Genomic DNA, 18,021 nt, shown 5'->3' on the forward strand with positions numbered 1-18,021 from the left:
CGGCCCCGGATTCCACCGACTACGAGCGCGGCTTCTCGCGCATCTCGTAGGTCTCGATGACGTCGTCGACCTTGATGTCGTTGAACGACCCCAGGGTGACACCGGCCTCGAAGCCCTCGCGGACCTCGGTCGCGTCGTCCTTGAAGCGGCGCAGACCCTCGATGGTGAGGCTCTCCGCCACGACCTTGCCGTCGCGGATGAGGCGGGCCTTGGCGTTGCGGCGCAGCAGGCCCTCGCGGACCAGCACACCGGCGATGTTGCCGAACTTGGAGGAGCGGAACACCTCGCGGATCTCCGCGGAGCCGAGGCGGACCTCCTCGTACTCCGGCTTGAGCATGCCCTTGAGGGCGTTCTCGATCTCCTCGATCGCCTGGTAGATGACCGAGTAGTACCGGACGTCCACGCCTTCCTTGTCGGCCGCGGTGCGCGCACGGCCTTCGGCGCGCACGTTGAAGCCGATGATGATGGCGTCCGAGCCCATCGCCAGGTCCACGTCGGACTCGGTGATGGCACCCACACCGCGGTGCAGGACCCGGAGCTCGACCTCCTCGCCCACGTCCAGCTTGACGAGGGCGTCCTCGAGGGCCTCGACCGAACCGGAGACGTCACCCTTGATGATGAGGTTGAGCTGCTCGATGGAGCCGGCGGCGATGGCCTTGTCCAGGTCCTCCAGGGACACCCGGACCCGACGCTGCGCGAAGGCGGCGTTGCGGTCGCGGGCCGAGCGCTTCTCGGCGATCTGGCGGGCGGTGCGGTCCTCGTCGACGACGATGAAGCTGTCGCCGGCGCGGGGCACCGAGGTCAGACCGAGCAGCAGCACCGGGCGGGACGGGCCGGCCTCGGAGAGGCTGTTGCCGTTCTCGTCCAGCATCGCGCGGACGCGGCCGTAGGCGTCGCCCACGACGATCGAGTCGCCGACGCGGAGGGTACCGCGCTGCACGAGCACGGTCGCCATGGCGCCGCGGCCCTTGTCGAGGTGGGCCTCGATGGCGATGCCCTGCGCGTCCTGGTCGGGGTTGGCCCGCAGGTCGAGCGAGGCGTCCGCGGTGAGGACCACGGCCTCCAGCAGCTGGTCGATGTGCAGACCCTGGCGCGCGGAGATGTCGACGAACATGGTGTCGCCGCCGTACTCCTCGGCCACCAGACCGAACTCGGTCAGCTGACCGCGGACCTTGGTCGGGTCGGCGCCCTCGACGTCGATCTTGTTGACGGCGACCACGATCGGCACGCCGGCGGCCTTGGCGTGGTTCAGCGCCTCGACCGTCTGCGGCATGACGCCGTCGTTGGCCGCGACCACCAGGATCGCGATGTCGGTGGACTTGGCACCACGGGCACGCATGGCGGAGAACGCCTCGTGACCCGGGGTGTCGAGGAAGGTGATCGGGCGCTGCTCGCCGTTCACCTCGGTGACGACCTGGTAGGCACCGATGTGCTGGGTGATGCCACCGGCCTCGCCGGCCACCACGTTGGACTTGCGGATCGCGTCCAGCAGTCGGGTCTTACCGTGGTCGACGTGACCCATGACGGTGACGACCGGCGGGCGCGGGGCCAGCTGGTCCTCGTCGCCCTCGTTGGCGCCGAAGTCGATGTCGAACGACTCCAGCAGCTCGCGGTCCTCGTCGTCCCGGCTGACGATCTCCAGGACGAAGCCCATCTCGCCGGCCAGCAGCTCGAGGGTCGCGTCGGAGACCGACTGGGTCGCGGTGACCATCTCACCGAGGTTGAACATCACCGAGACGAGCGCGGCCGGGTTGGCGTTGATCTTCTCGGCGAAGTCCGTCAGGGACGCACCGCGCGACAGACGGACCGTCTGGCCGTTGCCGCGGGGCAGCATCACACCGCCGACGGACGGGGCCTGCATGGCCTCGTACTCCTGGCGCTTCGCCCGCTTCGACTTGCGACCGCGCGCCGGGCGACCGCCCGGGCCACGACCGAAGGCACCCTGCGTGCCACCACGGGCACCCGGGCCGCCCGGACGGCCGCTGAAGCCACCGGGACGCGGACCGAAACCGCCGCCACCACCCGGGGCACCGCCACCGGGACGCGGGCCGCCGAAGCCGCCGCCACCGGCCGGGCGCGAGCCCGGACCGGCCGGACGGCCCTGGAAGCCGGGACGCGCGCCGCCCGGAGCACCCGGACGACCGCCGGGGCCACCGGGGCCACGACCGCCGGGGCCCGGACGCGGGCCGGGAGCCGGACGCTGCGGCATCATGCCGGGGTTCGGGCGCGGCATGCCGGACGGGGTCGGGCCGCCGGGACGCGGCGCGGCCGGACGCGGCATGCCGTCGGGACGCGGAGCACCACCCGGACGGGGGGCACCGGCACCCGGAGCACCCTGGCCACCCGGACGCGGACGGTCGCCGCCCGGACGCGGGGCACCACCGGGACGCGGCGCACCGGCACCCGGCGCACCGGCCGGACGCGGGGCACCGGCACCCTGGGCACCGGCCGGACGCGGACGGTCGCCGCCCGGACGCGGACGGTCGCCGCCCTGGGCGCCCTGACCGGCCGGACGCGCACCCGGCGCGCCGGGACGGCGGTCGCCGGGGCGGGCCATGCCGGTGGCGCTGCCCGAGGTGAACGGGTTGTTGCCCGGACGCGGGCCGGCCGGACGCGGGCCCGGACGGGCGCCGCCGCCGGCGGCGGGACCGGCCGGACGCGCGGCCGGGGCGGCCGGACGCTGCGCCTGGGTCTCACCGGCGGGAGCCGGCGAGGAGAACTCGGCCGCGGGCGCGGCCGGGGCCGCCGGGGCGGCGGGACGCGCCGCCGGGCGCGGGCCCGGGGTCGGTCCGGCCGGCTTCGCGGCAGGGGCGGCCGGAGCGGCGGGAGCCGCGGCGGCCGGGGTCGGACGGGGACCGGGGGTCGCGCTGGGGCGCGGACCCGGGGTCGGAGCACCCGGCTTGGGTGCACCCGCGGCGGCAGAGCCGCCGGCGGGCTGGGGCGCCGCGGTCTTCCGCGGGCCCGGCTTGGCAGCGGAGCCACCACCGGTGGGGGCAACGCCAAGCGCGTCAGTCAGCTTGCGCACGACCGGCGCCTCGATCGTCGAGGACGCCGAACGGACGAACTCACCGAGCTCGGTCAGCTTGGCCATGACGGCCTTGCTCTCCAAGCCAAGCTCCTTGGCGAGTTCGTAAACCCGGACCTTAGCCACTTCACTCCTGTCTATGAGTCCGGGGTGTCTCGTCCGCCGGACCGTCGCTACTTCATGGGCGTACCCATCGCGTACTCATCGCGTACTCATCGAGTGCTCATCGCAATCTCGACCTACTTCCACATCGCGAGGTACCTGACTGGTGGCACGGCGCGCGGCTGCCCGCGCACTGTGCTTGTTGCGGTGGTTCTTCCGCCGCCTGAGCTGAGCGGCGGCCGTTGCGGGCGGCCGCACCGGGCGCTCAGGGCGCCGGGGTGTCGCCGGTCCGCTCCTCGATGAACCCGCGGAGCCGCTCCGTGTCGAGCGCGCCCTGGAGCCGGAAGGCCCGGGGGAACGCCCTACGGCGGACCGCGAGGTCGAGGCAGGCCGGGTCGGGGTGCAGGTGCGCGCCCCGGCCCGGCAGTGCGCCACGGGGATCGGGGACGCAGACGCCCTCGACCGCCGTGACACGCAACAGCTGGTGCTTGGCCGCTCGCTTGCGGCAGCCCACGCAGGTGCGTTCCGGGCGTGCTCGGACGTGCGTCCGGCCAGACGAAGGCAAGTCTACCCCTCCGAAGGGACATGGCGCCGCCCCGCCGATCCCGCCCGGACCGGCGGAGCGTCTAGGACAACACTGACGACCGGGTGGATGCCACCCGATTACGACCGGCCGTGACCGCCCTCGGGGCGGTCGCCGTCCTCCGGCTGCCCCTCGGTGTCCGGCCGGATGTCGATCCGCCAGCCGGTGAGACGGGCGGCGAGGCGGGCGTTCTGCCCCTCCTTGCCGATCGCCAGCGACAGCTGGTAGTCGGGCACGATCACCCGTGCGGAGCGCTGGGCGGCGTCGACGATCTCCACGCTGGTCACCCGCGCGGGGGACAGCGCCGCGGCGACCATCTCGCGGGGGTCCTCGGACCAGTCCACGATGTCGATCTTCTCGCCGTGCAGCTCGCCCATCACTGCGCGCACCCGGCTGCCCATCGGGCCGATGCAGGCGCCCTTGGCGTTCAGCCCGGCCCGGCGCGACCAGACCGCGATCTTGGTGCGGTGGCCGGCCTCGCGGGCGATGGCGGCGATCTCCACGCTGCCGTCCGCGATCTCCGGGACCTCCAGCGCGAACAGCTTCTTCACCAGGCTCGGGTGCGTGCGCGACAGCGTGACCGAGGCCCCTCGGACACCGCGGCGCACCGCGACCACGTAGCACTTCAGACGGGTGCCGTGCCGGTAGTCCTCGCCCGGGACCTGCTCCTGCGGCGGCAGGATGGCCTCCAGCTTGCCGATGTCGACCAGCACGTTCTTCGGGTCGTTGCCCTGCTGGACGACACCGGTGACGATGTCGCCCTCCTTGCCCGCGTACTCGCCGAAGGTCTGGTCGTCCGCGGCGTCGCGCAGCCGCTGCATCATGACCTGGATGCCGATGCTGGACGCGATCCGGCCGAAGCCGTTCGGGGTGTCGTCGAACTCCTTCGGCTCGACGCCCTCGTCCAGCTCCGCCGGGTCCTCCGTCGCCCACACGGTGACGTGGCCGGACTTGCGGTCCAGGTGCACCCGGGCGCGGCGGCGCGAGCCCTCGGTGCGGTGGTACGCGGTGAGGAGGGCGGACTCGATGGACTCGACCAGCAGGTCGAAGGGGATGTTCTTCTCGTTGACCAGCGTGCGCAGGGCACTCATGTCGATGTCCACGGCTACGCCTCCTCGTCTTTCGTCACGTTCGTCATGGTCCAGGCGGTGCGCAGGTCACTCCGCACCGTCGTCCCCCTCCTCGGAGGCGTCGCCGTCCGCGAAGTCCGCGGTCTCGTCGAGGAGCTGCTCGTCCTTGCGGTTGAACTCGACCTGCACGCGCGCCCGGTCCACCTCGGCGTACTCCAGCCGACGCTCCTTCGGGCGGCCGCGGCCCTTCACCGGCTGCACCTCGACCAGCGCGCCGTCCTCGTCGGCCTCCAGCACCCGGGCGACGATCTCCCCGCCGTCGACCAGGTGGATCGCGGCCAGCCGGCCCTGGGCCCGCTGCCAGTGCCGGGGCAGGAGCAGCGGACGCTCGGCGCCCGGCGAACCCACCTCCAGCAGGTAGGCCTCGTCACCCATCAGGTCCGACTCGTCCAGGGCCTCGCCGACCACCCGGCTGAACTCGGCGATGGTGTCCATGTCCACGCCGCCGTCGGTGTCGACGTCGATCTGCACCTGCCGGCGGTTGCCCGCCCGGGTGACCTTGACGTCCTCCAGGTCCAGACCGGCCTGCGCGGCCAGCGGCTCCAGCAACGCGCGCAGCCGGTCGGTGTGGGTGGTGCTCATCCGGGTGGACTCCTCGGCCGCGTCTGCTGTTGTCAGAAGGTCGCGCCGCGACCCCGGCGCCGGGATACGGCGCGCACCGGGTCACGGCAGCTCGGCCCAAAGCCTAGCCGGTGAAGCCGCCAACCACCGATTCCGGACCACCCCCGACCGGTCGCACGCCACCCACTGCGAGCAAGCTCACACCGGTCCGGACAGGCCTTCGTGATCCGAATCAGTGCCCGGAAACATGGGGATTCTGTAATCATTCACGCCTACGAGGGCAGGCGGGGAGTCCGTCCTCCCGTACACGCCCCGGAGTGACACCGATGCAGCCGCCCAGCCGACGGACCCTCCTGGCCCTCGGACTGCTCCTCCTCGCCACCGCCTGCACGGGCGGACACGGCGGCAACGGCGCGGCGCCCGGCGACCGCGGCACCGCCCCCAACCCCGACGAGCCGGTCATCCTGCGCGCCGTCGCCGCCACGGACACCCTGCTCACCGGCTACGACACCCTGCTCGCCACCCCGGCCGGGGCCGCGGACAAGGACCTGGCGGCGCTGCGCGCCGAGGTCGTCCGGCACCGGGCCGCCCTCGCCCACGACCTGCCCGCCGCCTCCGTCCCGCCCGCGCCGGGCGCCGCCCCGGCCACCTCCGGCAGCGCGAGCACGGCCCCCGGCCCGACCGCGACCCCGCCGGCCACCGCCGTCGGCACCCCCGCCGCGCTGGCCGCCCTGGAACGCCAGACCGCCCGGACCCGGCTCGCCGACCTGGCCGCAGCCCGCCCGCCGCTGGCCCGGATCCTGGCCTCGATCGCCACCTCCGACGTGCTGCACGCCGTCGCGCTCGGCGACAACACCCCGCTGGTCACCCCGCCGCCCGCCCCGACCGCCGCGCCCACCGGCACCCCGTCCGGCCCGGCCGCCCCCGGCTCCGCCGAACCGTCCGGCTCCCCCTCACCGGCCGCCGCCCCGCCCACCACCGCCACCACCCCGGCCGCCACCGCCCCGCCCGGCGCCGTCGCCGCCCTCCAGGGCGCCCTCGGCGCCGAGCACGCCGCCGTCTACGGCTACGGCGTGGTCGGCGCCCGGCTCCCCGACGACCAGCAGCGCGCCGACGCCCGCACCGCCTACGCCGCGCACGAGGCCCGCCGGGACGCCTGGCAGCGGCTGGTCGGTTCGCTCGGCGCCACCCCCTCCGCCGCCGCGGCCGGCTACCAGCTCCCGTTCGCCGTCACCGACGCGGCCGCCGCCGGCCGGCTCGCCGCCCACCTGGAGACCCGGCTCACCACGGTGTACGCCGACCTGGTCTCCGCCGTCCCCGGGCCGGAGCGCACCGCCGCCGCCGACGCGCTGCGCGAGTGCGCCCTCCGGGCCCACCGCTGGGGCGCCCCCGACCAGGCCTTCCCCGGCATCCCCGACACGCCCCCCGGCCCGTCCCCGTCAGCCCCGGCGACCGCCTCCGCCCCGGCCACCGCAGGCAGCACGGGCTGAGCGCCCCGCCCGCCCTGCCCCCGCCCTGACCCGTGCCACCGACCCCGCGGCACTGACCTGCGAGTTCACCCCCATGACCGACAATGGACGGAGCAGTACCCACGGGGGAGCGTCAACCGGAAGGCCGGCATGTCGGGAGCAGCAGCACAGATCACCGTCCCCACCTGGCTGGCCCGCGGCGTCACCGCGGGCGAGGGCGACCGGGGCCGGCAGTGGCTGGCGGGCCTCCCCACCGCGGTGGCCGCCCACCTCGCCCGCTGGGACCTCACCCTGGAACGGGTGCTCGACCCGGGCGGCAGCCTGAGCCTGGTCGCCTACGTCCACCGCGACGACCTCTCCCCCGCCGTCCTCAAGGCCGGCCTGCGCACCCACGAGACCGCCCACGAACACGCCGCCCTGTCCCACTGGGCCGGCCGCGGCGCGGTGCTGCTGCTGGACGCGGACCCGGCCGAGGGCGTCCTGCTCCTGGAACGGCTGCACGGCGACATCCCGCTGCGCTCGCTGGCGGAGGCGAAGGCCATGCTGGAGGCGACCAGCCTGCTGCACCGGCTCTGGACCCCCCTGCCCGAGGGGCACCCCTTCGCCACCCTCGCCGAGCGGGCCGCCGACACCGCGCAGCGGCTGGAGCGGCACCGCACGCTGCCCGGCGCGGCCGAGGCGCAGCCCCTCGTCACGGAGGCCCTGGAGACGGCCCGCGCGCTCACCGGGTCCGCGGCCGAGACCTTCCTCCTGCACGGGGACTTCCACCACGGCAACGTGCTCGCCGCCGACCGGGCGCCCTGGCTGGCAATCGACCCGCGCCCGCTGGCCGGGGAACGCGCCTACGACCTGGCCCGGCTCGCCCTGGAACGCGCGGACACCCTGATCGGCTCCCCCGGCGCGCCCGCGGCCGTCCGCCGCCGGCTGCACCAGCTCGCCGACGCCCTGGACGTCGACCGGGAGCGGCTGCGCGGGTGGACCCTGTTCCGCTCCGTCGACCTCGGCCTGCGCGCCCTGGCCGCCGGCCGCCACGAGGACGCCGAACTGCACCTGGAGTTCGCCGGGCAGCTCTGAAGCCGCGCCGCCGGCACCCGCCGGCCCCGGAATCCGCCCGGTCGCCGGGCGGCGGTCAGAACCGCCCGGACGGCCCGGGCCCCCGCAGCGGCAGCCGCGCCCCCATCACCGCGTACAGCCGGTCGGTGGCCGGGAACCGCACCGCGCGGGCCAGGTCCTGGTAGCCCAGCGCGCGGTAGAGCCGCCGGGCCGGGGTCTCCGCGTCGATCGCGGAGAGGATGCTGCGGTCCAGGCCGGAACGGTCGCAGAGGGCCCGGATCAGCCGCGAGCCCACGCCCTGCCCCTGGAAGTCGGGGAGCACGTGCAGCTCGGTGACGGCGAACACGCCGTCCAGCCAGTCCCCGTGGCCGCGCGCGGTCAGGTACGGCTCGATCACCGTGCTCCACCAGTGCTCGCGCTGGTTGGGCATGCCGTAGCCGAACCCGACCAGCCGGCCGCCGCTCATCGCCCCGAAGGCGACCACCCCGGGCTGGCGGGCGTGCCGGCCCACGATGTGCAGCCGTACCGCGACCTCCTCGGGGGTGAGCCCGAAGGCCACGGCCTGGACCTCCAGCGCCGTCGGCGCCCAGGCCGCAAGGTCGATGGCCTCGATCGTCACCCCGGTCAGCTGATCCATGCTCCGGACGTTACTACCCGCGCGGCCGTGGCGCGGGCGAAGATCGGAACCGGACCGCGCGGGACCGGACCGGACCGCCGGCCCGGCGGAAGGGCTCAGAACAGCACGCTCATGAACGCCCCGACCTCGCGGAACCCCACCCGCCGGTAGGCGGCCCGGGCGCGCAGGTTGAAGTCGTTGACGTACAGCGAGACCACCGGCGCGACCTCGCGCAACGCGATGCCGAGGACGGCGGCCATGCCGGTCTCGGAGAGCCCCTGGCCACGGTGCTCGGGCGCCACCCAGACCCCCTGGATCTGGCAGGCGCCCTCGGTGACGGCGCCGATCTCGGCCTTGAAGACGACCCGGCCGTCCTCCCCGAAGCGTGCGAACGACCGTCCGGTGGAGACCAGTTCGGCGACCCTGGCCTGGTAGAGCAGGCCCCCGTCGCCGGCCAGCGGGGAGACCCCGACCTCCTCCGTGAACATGGCGACGCAGGCCGGCATCAGCGCCTCGACCTCGTTGCGCCGCACCCGCCGCACCAGCGGGTCCGGGGCGATCTCGGCCGAGGGCGCGGTGGTGGCCAGCAGCGGCTGGTGGGCGCGGACGTCGCGGGCCGGGCCCCAGCTGCGCTCCAGCAGCGCCCAGAAGGCCGCGGTGGACTCCGCCGGCCCGACGATCGAGGAACAGCGCCGGCCCTGTCGGCGGGCCCGCTCGGCGAAGGAGGCCACGGCCTCGGGCCCGGCGTTGACCAGGACGAGGTTGGCCCCGGCGTAGCAGAGCGCGGCCAGCGCGCCGTCCCCGTCGTACCAGCCCCACATCTCGCCGCCGAGCCGCCAGGGGTCGAGACCCACCGCCTCGACCCGGGTGGCGACGAACGCGTTGGCGACCGGGTCGCGGTGGAGGATCTCCAGGGCGTCCGCCAGGTCCGGGGGCTCCAGCACGCGGGTGGTGGCCAGGGCGCGCGCGGCCTGGAACGAGCTGGGGAGCATCACACCTCGATCGAGCATCGAGACAGCACCTCACTGAGACGACTCTGGCCGCACCCTACTCCGTGGCCCCACCCGGCTACGGCCGCGGGGCCGTCCGCGCACGGACGGCCCCGCTTCCGGAAGAACAGCGCGCGGCGGACCCGCGCGGACCCCACCTGCTCAGTCGGCGGCGACGACGGTCGGCGCACCGGCCTCGACGCCCTCCTCCTGCATCTGCTCGGCGAGCTTGAGGGCCTCCTCGATCAGGGTCTCGACGATCTTCGACTCGGGGACGGTCTTGATGACCTCGCCCTTGACGAAGATCTGGCCCTTGCCGTTGCCGGAGGCGACACCGAGGTCGGCCTCGCGGGCCTCGCCGGGGCCGTTGACGACGCAGCCCATGACGGCGACGCGCAGCGGCACCTCCATGCCCTCCAGGCCGGCGGTGACCTCCTCGGCGAGCTTGTAGACGTCGACCTGGGCGCGGCCGCAGGACGGGCAGGAGACGATCTCCAGGCCGCGCTGGCGCAGGTTCAGCGACTCCAGGATCTGGATGCCGACCTTGATCTCCTCGGCCGGCGGCGCGGAGAGCGAGACCCGGATGGTGTCGCCGATGCCCTCGGCGAGCAGCGCGCCGAAGGCGACGGCGGACTTGATGGTGCCCTGGAAGGCGGGGCCGGCCTCGGTGACGCCCAGGTGCAGCGGGTAGTCGCAGGCGGCGGCGAGCTGGCGGTAGGCCTGGATCATCACGACCGGGTCGTTGTGCTTGACCGAGATCTTGATGTCGCGGAAGTCGTGCTCCTCGAACAGCGAGCACTCCCAGAGCGCCGACTCGACCAGCGCCTCGGGGGTGGCCTTGCCGTACTTCTCCAGCAGGCGCTTGTCGAGCGAGCCGGCGTTGACGCCGATCCGGATCGGGACGCCGGCGTCCTTGGCCGCCTTGGCGATCTCGCCGACCTTGTCGTCGAAGGCCTTGATGTTGCCGGGGTTGACGCGGACCGCGGCGCAGCCGGCGTCGATCGCGGCGAACACGTACTTCGGCTGGAAGTGGATGTCCGCGATCACCGGGATCTGGGACTTCCTGGCGATGATCGGCAGCGCGTCGGCGTCGTCCTGGGAGGGCACGGCCACCCGGACGATCTGGCAGCCGGACGCGGTGAGCTGGGCGATCTGCTGCAGCGTGGCGTTGATGTCCGAGGTGACGGTGGTGGTCATCGACTGCACCGAGACCGGGGCGTCGCCGCCGACCGGGACGTTGCCGACCATGATCTGCCGGGATACGCGGCGCTTGGCCAGCGGCTTGAGCGGCAGGGACGGAATACCGAGCGAGATCGCGGTCATGTGCGCAGGGTTCCCCGGGGTTGAGGTGTGGTCGTCCGCCCCGCCGTCGGGACGGCGGAGGCCGGGCGCGCCTCGATCGCGCACCCGGCCTCCACGGTACGGCACGGCGCAGGGGCCCAGCACACCCGCCGTACCCGAACGCCCTAGCCGATCTTCACCGGGTTCACCAGGTCGGCGACCATCACGAGCAGGGTGAAGCCGATGAAGATGCTGGCCACGACGTAGGCGACCGGCATCAGCTTGGCGACGTCGAACGGTCCCGGATCGGGCCGGCGGAACATCCGTGCGAGCCGTCGGCGGACCGCCTCCCAGGCCGCACCGGCGATGTGACCGCCGTCCAGCGGCAGCAGCGGCAGCATGTTGAACAGGAACAGCGACAGGTTGATGCCCGCCAGCAGGTTGACGAACATCGCCACCCGCTGTTCGGCGGGGAGGTCCAGGTTGGCCAGCTCGCCGCTGACCCGGGCCGCGCCGACCATGCCGATCGGGGAGTCCGGATCGCGCGGGGCGTCACCGACGACCGCGTTCCACAGACCGGGGATCTTCCCGGGCAGGGCGGCCAGCGACTTCACGCCGCCCTCGGCCATGTCGTACATCCGGTCGACGGACTGCCCGAAGCCCAGCCGCACGACCCCCTGGCCGGGGGTGAACCCGAGGAAGCCCGCCTGGACGGTCTGGCCCTTGAGGGGGAGGCCCCGGTCGTCGTACTTCTGCACGTCGTTGACGGCGATGACGGGCGACAGGGTGAGCTGCTGCCCGTCCCGCTGGACGACGATGTCCACCTTCTGCCCGGCCGACCTGCGGATGTCCGCCTGGAGCTGGTCGTAGTCGTGGATCCGGTCGCCGCCGAAGGAGAGGACCTTGTCCCCCTGCCGCAGGCCGACCTCGTTGGCCGGGGTCTTGGGCGCGTCGGCGGGGCACACGTCGGTGGGCTGGCCGGCCTTGACGACGCACTGCGCGACCGAACCGATGGTCGGGATCGCGGTCTTGACGCCGAAGCCCATCATGACCGTCAGGAACAGGCCGAAGGCCAGCACCAGGTTCATGAACGGCCCGGCGAACATGACGATGATCCGCTTCCACGGCTTGCGGGTGTAGAACAGCCGCTGCTCGTCGCCCTCCTGGAGCTCCTCGTAGGAGGCCTCCCGGGCGTCCTCGATCATCGTGCGCCAGGGCGAGCTGCTGCGCTTGGTGATCCGGCCGTCCTCGCCGGGCGGGAACATCCCGATCATCCGGATGTAGCCGCCCAGCGGGATCGCCTTGAAGCCGTACTCGGTCTCGCCCTTCCTCCGCGACCAGACCGTCGGACCGAAGCCGACCATGTACTGCGGCACCCGGATGCCGAACAGCTTGGCCGTGGACAGGTGGCCCAGCTCGTGCCAGGCGATCGAGATCAGCAACCCGACCACGAAGACCAGGATGCCGACCACCCACATCACCGTTGCCACCGCTGCTCCTCCGTCATGCCGCTCCGCTCTTCGTCTTGTCTTACCGCAGTCGCGCCCGTGCCGGTACCGGCACGGGCCCACCCGGGCGGGCGCGACCCGGACCGCCGGACCGCCGCCGTCAGCCCGCCGCGAGCTCGCGGGCCCGGGCGCGGGCCCAGTCCTCCGCGTGCAGGACGTCCTCGACCGTCAGGGAAGTTCCCGACCCGGGCGTCCCGTGCTCCGCGACGACCTTGGCAACAGTGTCCACGATCCCCGTGAAGGCCAGGCGGCCCTTCAGGAAGGCCTCCACGCACTCCTCGTTGGCCGCGTTGAACACCGCGGGCGCCGTCCCGCCCAGCGTGCCGACCTCGCGGGCCAGCTCCACCGCCGGGAAGGCCTCGTCGTCCAGCGGGAAGAACTCCCAGGTCGCGGCCTTGGTCCAGTCGCAGCCGGGGGCCGCGTCCGGCACCCGGTCCGGCCAGCCCATGCCCAGCGCGATCGGCATCCGCATGTCCGGCGGGCTGGCCTGCGCCAGCGTCGAACCGTCGGTGAACTCCACCATCGAGTGCACCACCGACTGCGGATGGACCACGACCTCGATCCGGTCGAAGGGCACGTCGTACAGCAGGTGCGCCTCGATCACCTCCAGGCCCTTGTTGACCAGGGTGGCCGAGTTGATCGTCACCACCGGGCCCATCGCCCAGGTCGGGTGCGCCAGCGCCTCCTGCGGGGTCACCCCGGCCAGCTGCTCGCGGCTGCGGGTGCGGAACGGGCCGCCGCTGGCCGTCACCACCAGCTTGCGGACCTCGGCGCGGGTGCCGCCGGCCAGCGCCTGGAACAGCGCGGCGTGCTCGGAGTCCACCGGGACGATCTGCCCCGGCCTCGCCACCGCCTTCACCAGCGGGCCGCCCACGATCAGCGACTCCTTGTTGGCCAGCACCAGCACCCGGCCCGCCGCCAGCGCGGCCAGCGTCGGGCGCAGACCGATCGAGCCGGTGATGCCGTTCAGCACCGAGTGGCACTCCACGGCGGCCAGCTCGGTCGCCGCGTCCGGGCCCGCCAGCACGGTCGGCAGCGGCGCACCCGCCGCCTTCGCGGTCAGCGCCGCGCGCAGCGCCGGCTCCGCGGCCGGGTCCGCGACCGCCACCGTGTGCACGCCCAGCCGCAGCGCCTGCTCGGCCAGCAGCTCCACCCGGCCGCCGGCCGCCGACAGGGCGACCACCCGGAAGCGGTCCGGGTTGCGGAGCACCACGTCGATGGCCTGGGTGCCGATCGACCCGGTGGAACCGAGGATCACCAGCTCCCGGGGGCCGGAGGGGTCCTGCACGGTGGGCGTGAAGCGCAGCTGCGGGTGGGCGAGCGAAGTCATGCGCCCATTGTGTCCTGCCCCGGGCCCTGCCCAGGCCGCGTCCGGCGGATCCGCGCCCCCGGGGCGCTCCCCGACCGGACCGCACTCCCCCGCCCTCCCGCGGGACGGCGCCTCCGCGCGGGCCGCCGGCCGGCCCACGGGCTCCGTTCGAGCAGCGCGCTCGGGACCTTCGTCCGGTACTGAGCGCGGTACCGCGCTCCGCAGGACGGGGACACCCGCCCCGGGCTACCGTCGGAGCCATGCGTACCGTCATCGCCGGGGGACACGGACAGATCGCGCTGAAGCTCGAACGGCTGCTCGCCGCCCGCGGCGACCGGCCCGCCGGGATCATCCGCCGCCCCGAACAGGCCCAGGACCTCACCGCGGCCGGCGCCGAGCCGCTGCTGCTCGACCTGGAGTCCACCACCGCCCCCCGGCTCGCCGAACTGCTCACCGGCGCCGACGCGGTGGTCTTCGCCGCCGGCGCCGGGCCGGGCAGCGGGACCGCCCGCAAGAACACCGTCGACCGCGACGCCGCCGTCCTGCTCGCCGACGCCGCCGAACTGGCCGGCGTCCGGCGCTACCTGATGGTCTCCTCGATGGGCGCCGACGCCAACGCCCACCACCCCGCCGACGAGGTCTTCGAGACCTATCTGCGGGCCAAGGGCGCCGCCGACGACGCCGTCCGGGCCCGGACCACCCTGGACTGGACGGTGCTGCGGCCCGGTCGGCTCACCGACGGCCCCGGCACCGGCCTGGTCCGGCTGGCCCCCTCCGTCGCCCGCGGCGCCGTCGACCGGGCCGACGTGGCCGCCGTCCTCGCGGCACTGCTGCACGAACCGGGCACGGCCGGACGGACGCTGGAACTGGTCGCCGGGAACGCCACCGTCGAGGAGGCCGTCGCCGCCGCCGGCGGACACGACGGCTGAGGCCCCTCCCGGGGCCCGGAGGCCTGCACGGGCGCCGGGGCCGGAGGCCTGCACGGGCGCCGGGGCCCGCGGAGACCCGGGCGCGGACACGCGAAGGGCCCGGTCGGTCGACCGGGCCCCTCGTCGACGGGGAATCCGTCCGGTCAGAGGTCGAGGCCGGTGAGGACCAGGACCTTCTCCACCGTGTAGTCGTCCATCGCGTAGCGGACGCCCTCGCGGCCGACACCGGAGTCCTTGACGCCGCCGTACGGCATCTGGTCGGCGCGGTAGGAGGGCGCGTCGCCGATGATCACACCGCCGACCTCCAGCTCCCGGTGGGCGCGGAAGGCGGTCTGCAGGTCGTGCGTGAACACGCCCGCCTGCAGGCCGAACGGCGAGTCGTTGACGGCCGCGAAGGCCTCCTCGACGCCGTCCACCCGGTGCAGCGACATGACCGGGCCGAACACCTCGGCCTTGGCCAGGATCGCGTCCTCCGGCAGCTCGGCCAGCACGGTCGGCGCGTAGGTGGCACCCTCGCGCGTCCCGCCGGTCAGCACCTTGGCGCCCTTGGCGACGGCGTCGTCCACCCAGGACTCCACCCGCTTCGCGGCGTTCTCGTCGACCAGCGGGCCGACGTCCGTCGCGTCCTCGTTCGGGTCACCGGTGACCTGCGCCCCGACCTTGGCCACGACCTTCTCCACCAGCGCGTCGTACACCGACGCGTCGGCGATCACCCGCTGCACCGAGATGCAGGACTGGCCGCCCTGGTAGTTGGCGAACATCGCGATCCGGGTCGCCGCCCAGTCGAGGTCGGCCTCCGAGGACCAGTCGGCGAGCACCACGGCCGCGGCGTTGCCGCCCAGCTCCAGGGTGGTGTGCTTGCGCGGCACCGAGTCCATGATCTGGTAGCCGACCTTGTCCGAACCGGTGAACGAGATCACCGGCAGGCGCTTGTCCTGCACCAGCGCCGGCATCCGGTCGTTCGGCACCGTCAGGACGCTCCACGAACCGGCCGGGAGGTCCGTCTCGGCCAGGATCTCGCCCAGCACCAGCGCCGACAGCGGGGTCGACGGAGCGGGCTTCAGGATGATCGGGGCACCCACCGCGATCGCCGGCGCGACCTTGTGCGCGACCAGGTTCAGCGGGAAGTTGAACGGGGCGATCCCCAGCACCACACCGCGCGGGAAGCGGCGCACCACCGCGAAACGGCCCACGCCGCCCGGGTCGGTGTCCAGCCGCATCGTCTCGCCGTTGGTCCGGCGGGCCTCCTCGGCCGCCCAGCGGAAGACCGACACCGCGCGGCCGACCTCGCCGCGCGCCCACTTGATCGGCTTGCCGTTCTCGGCGGTGATCAGCCGGGCGATCTCCTCGGTCCGCTCGGCCAGGCGCTTCGCCACGTGGTCCAGCGCGGCCGCACGCTGGTGCGCCGGGGTCGCCGCGAACACCGGCAGCGCGGCGACGGCGGCGTCCAGCGCCTCCTCGACCTGGGCCTCGGTCGGGATGCTCACCTTGCCGACCAGACGGCCGTCCCAGCTGTTGTGCACCTCGAAGTCGGCGTCACCGCTCGCCCGGCGGCCGGCGAGCCAGAAATCGTACGTGGTGGTCACCGTGGTACCGGCCCTCTCCTCGTCGTCGTCGGACCCACGGACGTGGGGCCTGAACCCGAGGGTAGGGGCGGCGACGCGCCGACCGGATTGGACGACTAGGAGCGTTCCGCCCCGAGGCCACTCCATCCCGTCCAGCCGAACGGCCCGGGATCCGCTACCCGGGCCGACCCGCGGCCACCGGCCCCGCCGCGGCCCTCCCGGCCGGTCGGCCGCCTGCCCGCCGGCTCGCTCCCGCCTACTCCTCGCCGGAGCGCAGCGCCAGCCACAACTCCATCCGGACGTCCGTGTCGTCCAGCGAACGGCCGAGCAGCTCCTCCACCCGGCGCATCCGGTAACGCAGCGTGTGCCGGTGCACCCCGAGGTCCGCCGCCGCGGCGTCCCACTGCCCGTGTCTGGACAGCCACGCCCGCAGCGAGGCCACCAGATCGCCGCGCGCCGTCCGGTCGTGCTCGCGCAGCGGCCGCAACAACCCCTCCGCGAACGCCGTCACCGCCTCCTCCCCGAGCAGCGGAAGCAGCGAACCCGCACCGACCTCCTCGTGGTCCACCGACCGGCGGCCACCGCGCAGCGCCACCGCCAGCGCCCGCTCGGCCTGCGCGTGCGCCGTCCCCGCCTCCTCCAGCGAAGCCGGCGCCGACACGCCCAGCGACAGGCCCTCGTGCTCCTCCACCGCGCCCAGACAGGCCCGGTGCACCGAGCCGTTGTCCAGCGCCAGCACCATCAACCGCGGCCCGTGCGCGCCGTCCTCCCGCGCCACCAGCAGCTTCTCGCCCACCCGGGCACCCGCCTGCTCGGCACGGTCCCCCAGCTCACCGAGCGCCTCCGCCGCCTCCGCGTTCGGCCCCGCACCGGCCACCAGAACCCGTATCGTCCCCTCCGGCAGACCGCCGAACAGCCCCACCGCCACCTGGCGGGCCGTCGCCACCTCCCCCGCCAGCACCATCCGCAGCAGCGCCGCGCCCATCCGCTCCTCCGCCTGCCGCAGCTCGCGCGACCGCTCCAGCGTCAGGGTCAGCAGCGCCACCGCAGCGTTCAGCACGTACCGCTCGGTCGGGGTGATCCGGTCCTCGGTGCCCACCGCCAGGAACCCGCGCGCCCGCCGGTCCGCCCCCAGCGACTGGACCACGACGTAGTCCTCGTCCGCCGTGTCTATCCCCGGCGCCCGCCCCTGCAACGCCGCACTCGACGGCGCCGGCCGCCGACGCAGCCGGTCCACCTCCGCGGCCAGCCGCCCCGCCCGGCGCGCCGCCCAGTCCGGCGCCACCACCGACAGCGCCCCCGAACCGTCGTACAGCGCCGCCCAACCGCCCAGCCGCGCCGCCAACCGGCGCACCACGGCCGTCGTGCCGTCCTTGCCCAGAGCAGCCCGGGTCAGCTCCTCCTGCGCCTCGAAGGACGTCGTCACCGCCTCGTACTGCTCCGCGGCCAGCGCCGCCGACACCACCTTGCTGATCGCGATGAACGGCGTCGGCTCCGGCACCCGCAGCAACGGCAGCCCCCGCTGCGCCGCCGCGTCCACCAGCGGCTGCGGCACCTCCGTGTGCGACAGCCCCACCCCCAGGCCCAGACCCACCACCCCGGCATCGGCCAACCGGTGCACGTACGCCTGCAACTGCGCCGCCGTACGACCCAGCTTGATCCCGGTGGTGAGCAGCAGCTCGCCACCCTCCAGGAACGGCGTCGGGTCGTCCAGCTCACTGGTGTGCACCCAGCGGACCGGCCGCTCCAGATGGTCCGCACCGGCGAGGACCGTCAGATGGAGCGAACTGTTGCGGACGACGGAGGCGAGTGTGGGGGGCATGGCACCTTCGGGGGATCGACCTGACCGCGCCGTTGCGGCCGGGCGAGGAGAGGGCAATGGGACAAGTGAGAAACTCTCC

General features: G+C 74.3%; 14 protein-coding genes. 3 read left to right on the forward strand and 11 right to left on the reverse strand.

Going from position 1 to position 18,021, the window contains the following annotated elements:
• Positions 1-19: 19 nt before the first annotated feature.
• The 4 genes from infB to rimP all read right to left on the reverse strand — a co-directional run bounded on the left by infB (position 20) and on the right by rimP (position 5,422).
• Positions 20-3,151 carry a translation initiation factor IF-2 gene (infB, locus tag ACFYUY_RS36590; protein ID WP_360214439.1) on the reverse strand — a complete coding sequence of 1,044 codons (3,132 nt, stop codon included), beginning with the start codon at positions 3,149-3,151 and terminating at the stop codon, positions 20-22.
• Positions 3,152-3,392: 241 nt separating this feature from the next.
• A complete protein-coding gene (locus ACFYUY_RS36595; protein WP_360214441.1) occupies positions 3,393-3,692 on the reverse strand; it encodes a YlxR family protein in 300 nt (99 codons plus the stop codon).
• A 98-nt stretch (positions 3,693-3,790) separates the two neighbouring features.
• A complete protein-coding gene (gene nusA, locus ACFYUY_RS36600) occupies positions 3,791-4,813 on the reverse strand; it encodes a transcription termination factor NusA (RefSeq protein WP_360214443.1) in 1,023 nt (340 codons plus the stop codon).
• A 54-nt stretch (positions 4,814-4,867) separates the two neighbouring features.
• Positions 4,868-5,422: a ribosome maturation factor RimP gene (gene rimP / locus ACFYUY_RS36605; RefSeq protein ID WP_360214445.1), complete on the reverse strand. Its 555-nt coding sequence runs from the start codon at positions 5,420-5,422 to the stop codon at positions 4,868-4,870.
• An 839-nt stretch (positions 5,423-6,261) separates the two neighbouring features.
• Here rimP and ACFYUY_RS36610 point away from each other — a divergent pair.
• Together ACFYUY_RS36610 and ACFYUY_RS36615 are read left to right on the forward strand one after the other, a co-directional pair.
• Positions 6,262-6,891 carry a ferritin-like domain-containing protein gene (locus tag ACFYUY_RS36610; RefSeq protein ID WP_387907407.1) on the forward strand — a complete coding sequence of 210 codons (630 nt, stop codon included), beginning with the start codon at positions 6,262-6,264 and terminating at the stop codon, positions 6,889-6,891.
• Between the two features lie 129 nt (positions 6,892-7,020).
• Positions 7,021-7,944 (forward strand): aminoglycoside phosphotransferase family protein, encoded by a 924-nt coding sequence (locus tag ACFYUY_RS36615; RefSeq protein ID WP_360214447.1) that lies wholly within the window; start codon positions 7,021-7,023, stop codon positions 7,942-7,944.
• A gap of 55 nt (positions 7,945-7,999) precedes the next feature.
• Here ACFYUY_RS36615 and ACFYUY_RS36620 read toward each other — a convergent pair whose 3' ends face one another.
• The 5 genes from ACFYUY_RS36620 to dxr all read right to left on the reverse strand — a co-directional run bounded on the left by ACFYUY_RS36620 (position 8,000) and on the right by dxr (position 13,647).
• On the reverse strand, positions 8,000-8,560 hold the full coding sequence (locus ACFYUY_RS36620) for a GNAT family N-acetyltransferase (RefSeq protein ID WP_360214449.1): 561 nt from the start codon (positions 8,558-8,560) through the stop codon (positions 8,000-8,002).
• A gap of 95 nt (positions 8,561-8,655) precedes the next feature.
• The gene (locus tag ACFYUY_RS36625) at positions 8,656-9,531 is read right to left on the reverse strand and encodes a GNAT family N-acetyltransferase (RefSeq protein ID WP_360214491.1); all 876 of its coding nucleotides are present in this window, start codon (positions 9,529-9,531) and stop codon (positions 8,656-8,658) included.
• 159 nt (positions 9,532-9,690) lie between these two features.
• Positions 9,691-10,851, reverse strand: a complete 1,161-nt coding sequence (gene ispG / locus ACFYUY_RS36630; protein WP_360214451.1) for a flavodoxin-dependent (E)-4-hydroxy-3-methylbut-2-enyl-diphosphate synthase — start codon at positions 10,849-10,851, stop codon at positions 9,691-9,693.
• Positions 10,852-10,994: 143 nt separating this feature from the next.
• Entirely contained in the window at positions 10,995-12,299 is a 1,305-nt protein-coding gene (locus tag ACFYUY_RS36635) for a site-2 protease family protein (protein WP_360214453.1), read from the reverse strand.
• Between the two features lie 118 nt (positions 12,300-12,417).
• Positions 12,418-13,647 (reverse strand): 1-deoxy-D-xylulose-5-phosphate reductoisomerase, encoded by a 1,230-nt coding sequence (gene dxr, locus ACFYUY_RS36640; protein WP_360214455.1) that lies wholly within the window; start codon positions 13,645-13,647, stop codon positions 12,418-12,420.
• A 239-nt stretch (positions 13,648-13,886) separates the two neighbouring features.
• Between dxr and ACFYUY_RS36645 the strand changes: the two genes are divergently transcribed.
• Entirely contained in the window at positions 13,887-14,555 is a 669-nt protein-coding gene (locus ACFYUY_RS36645; RefSeq protein ID WP_360214457.1) for an NAD(P)H-binding protein, read from the forward strand.
• Positions 14,556-14,698: 143 nt separating this feature from the next.
• Here ACFYUY_RS36645 and ACFYUY_RS36650 read toward each other — a convergent pair whose 3' ends face one another.
• Complete coding sequence (locus ACFYUY_RS36650) at positions 14,699-16,141, reverse strand: aldehyde dehydrogenase family protein (protein WP_360214459.1); 1,443 nt, start codon at positions 16,139-16,141, stop codon at positions 14,699-14,701.
• Between the two features lie 235 nt (positions 16,142-16,376).
• Complete coding sequence (locus tag ACFYUY_RS36655) at positions 16,377-17,942, reverse strand: PucR family transcriptional regulator (RefSeq protein WP_360214461.1); 1,566 nt, start codon at positions 17,940-17,942, stop codon at positions 16,377-16,379.
• Positions 17,943-18,021 lie beyond the last annotated feature (79 nt).

It is taken from the genome of Kitasatospora sp. NPDC004745 (assembly GCF_042873275.1).
Taxonomy (GTDB): Bacteria; Actinomycetota; Actinomycetes; order Streptomycetales; family Streptomycetaceae; genus Kitasatospora.

Coding starts and splice junctions, on each gene's coding strand:
- ACFYUY_RS36620 (WP_360214449.1), bottom strand. CDS start 8,560: ATGGATCAGCTGACCGGGGTGACGATCGAGGCCATCGACCTTGCGGCC.
- ACFYUY_RS36655 (WP_360214461.1), bottom strand. CDS start 17,942: ATGCCCCCCACACTCGCCTCCGTCGTCCGCAACAGTTCGCTCCATCTG.
- ACFYUY_RS36645 (WP_360214457.1), top strand. CDS start 13,887: ATGCGTACCGTCATCGCCGGGGGACACGGACAGATCGCGCTGAAGCTC.
- ACFYUY_RS36625 (WP_360214491.1), bottom strand. CDS start 9,531: ATGCTCCCCAGCTCGTTCCAGGCCGCGCGCGCCCTGGCCACCACCCGC.
- ACFYUY_RS36615 (WP_360214447.1), top strand. CDS start 7,021: ATGTCGGGAGCAGCAGCACAGATCACCGTCCCCACCTGGCTGGCCCGC.
- rimP (WP_360214445.1), bottom strand. CDS start 5,422: ATGAGCACCACCCACACCGACCGGCTGCGCGCGTTGCTGGAGCCGCTG.
- ispG (WP_360214451.1), bottom strand. CDS start 10,851: ATGACCGCGATCTCGCTCGGTATTCCGTCCCTGCCGCTCAAGCCGCTG.
- dxr (WP_360214455.1), bottom strand. CDS start 13,647: ATGACTTCGCTCGCCCACCCGCAGCTGCGCTTCACGCCCACCGTGCAG.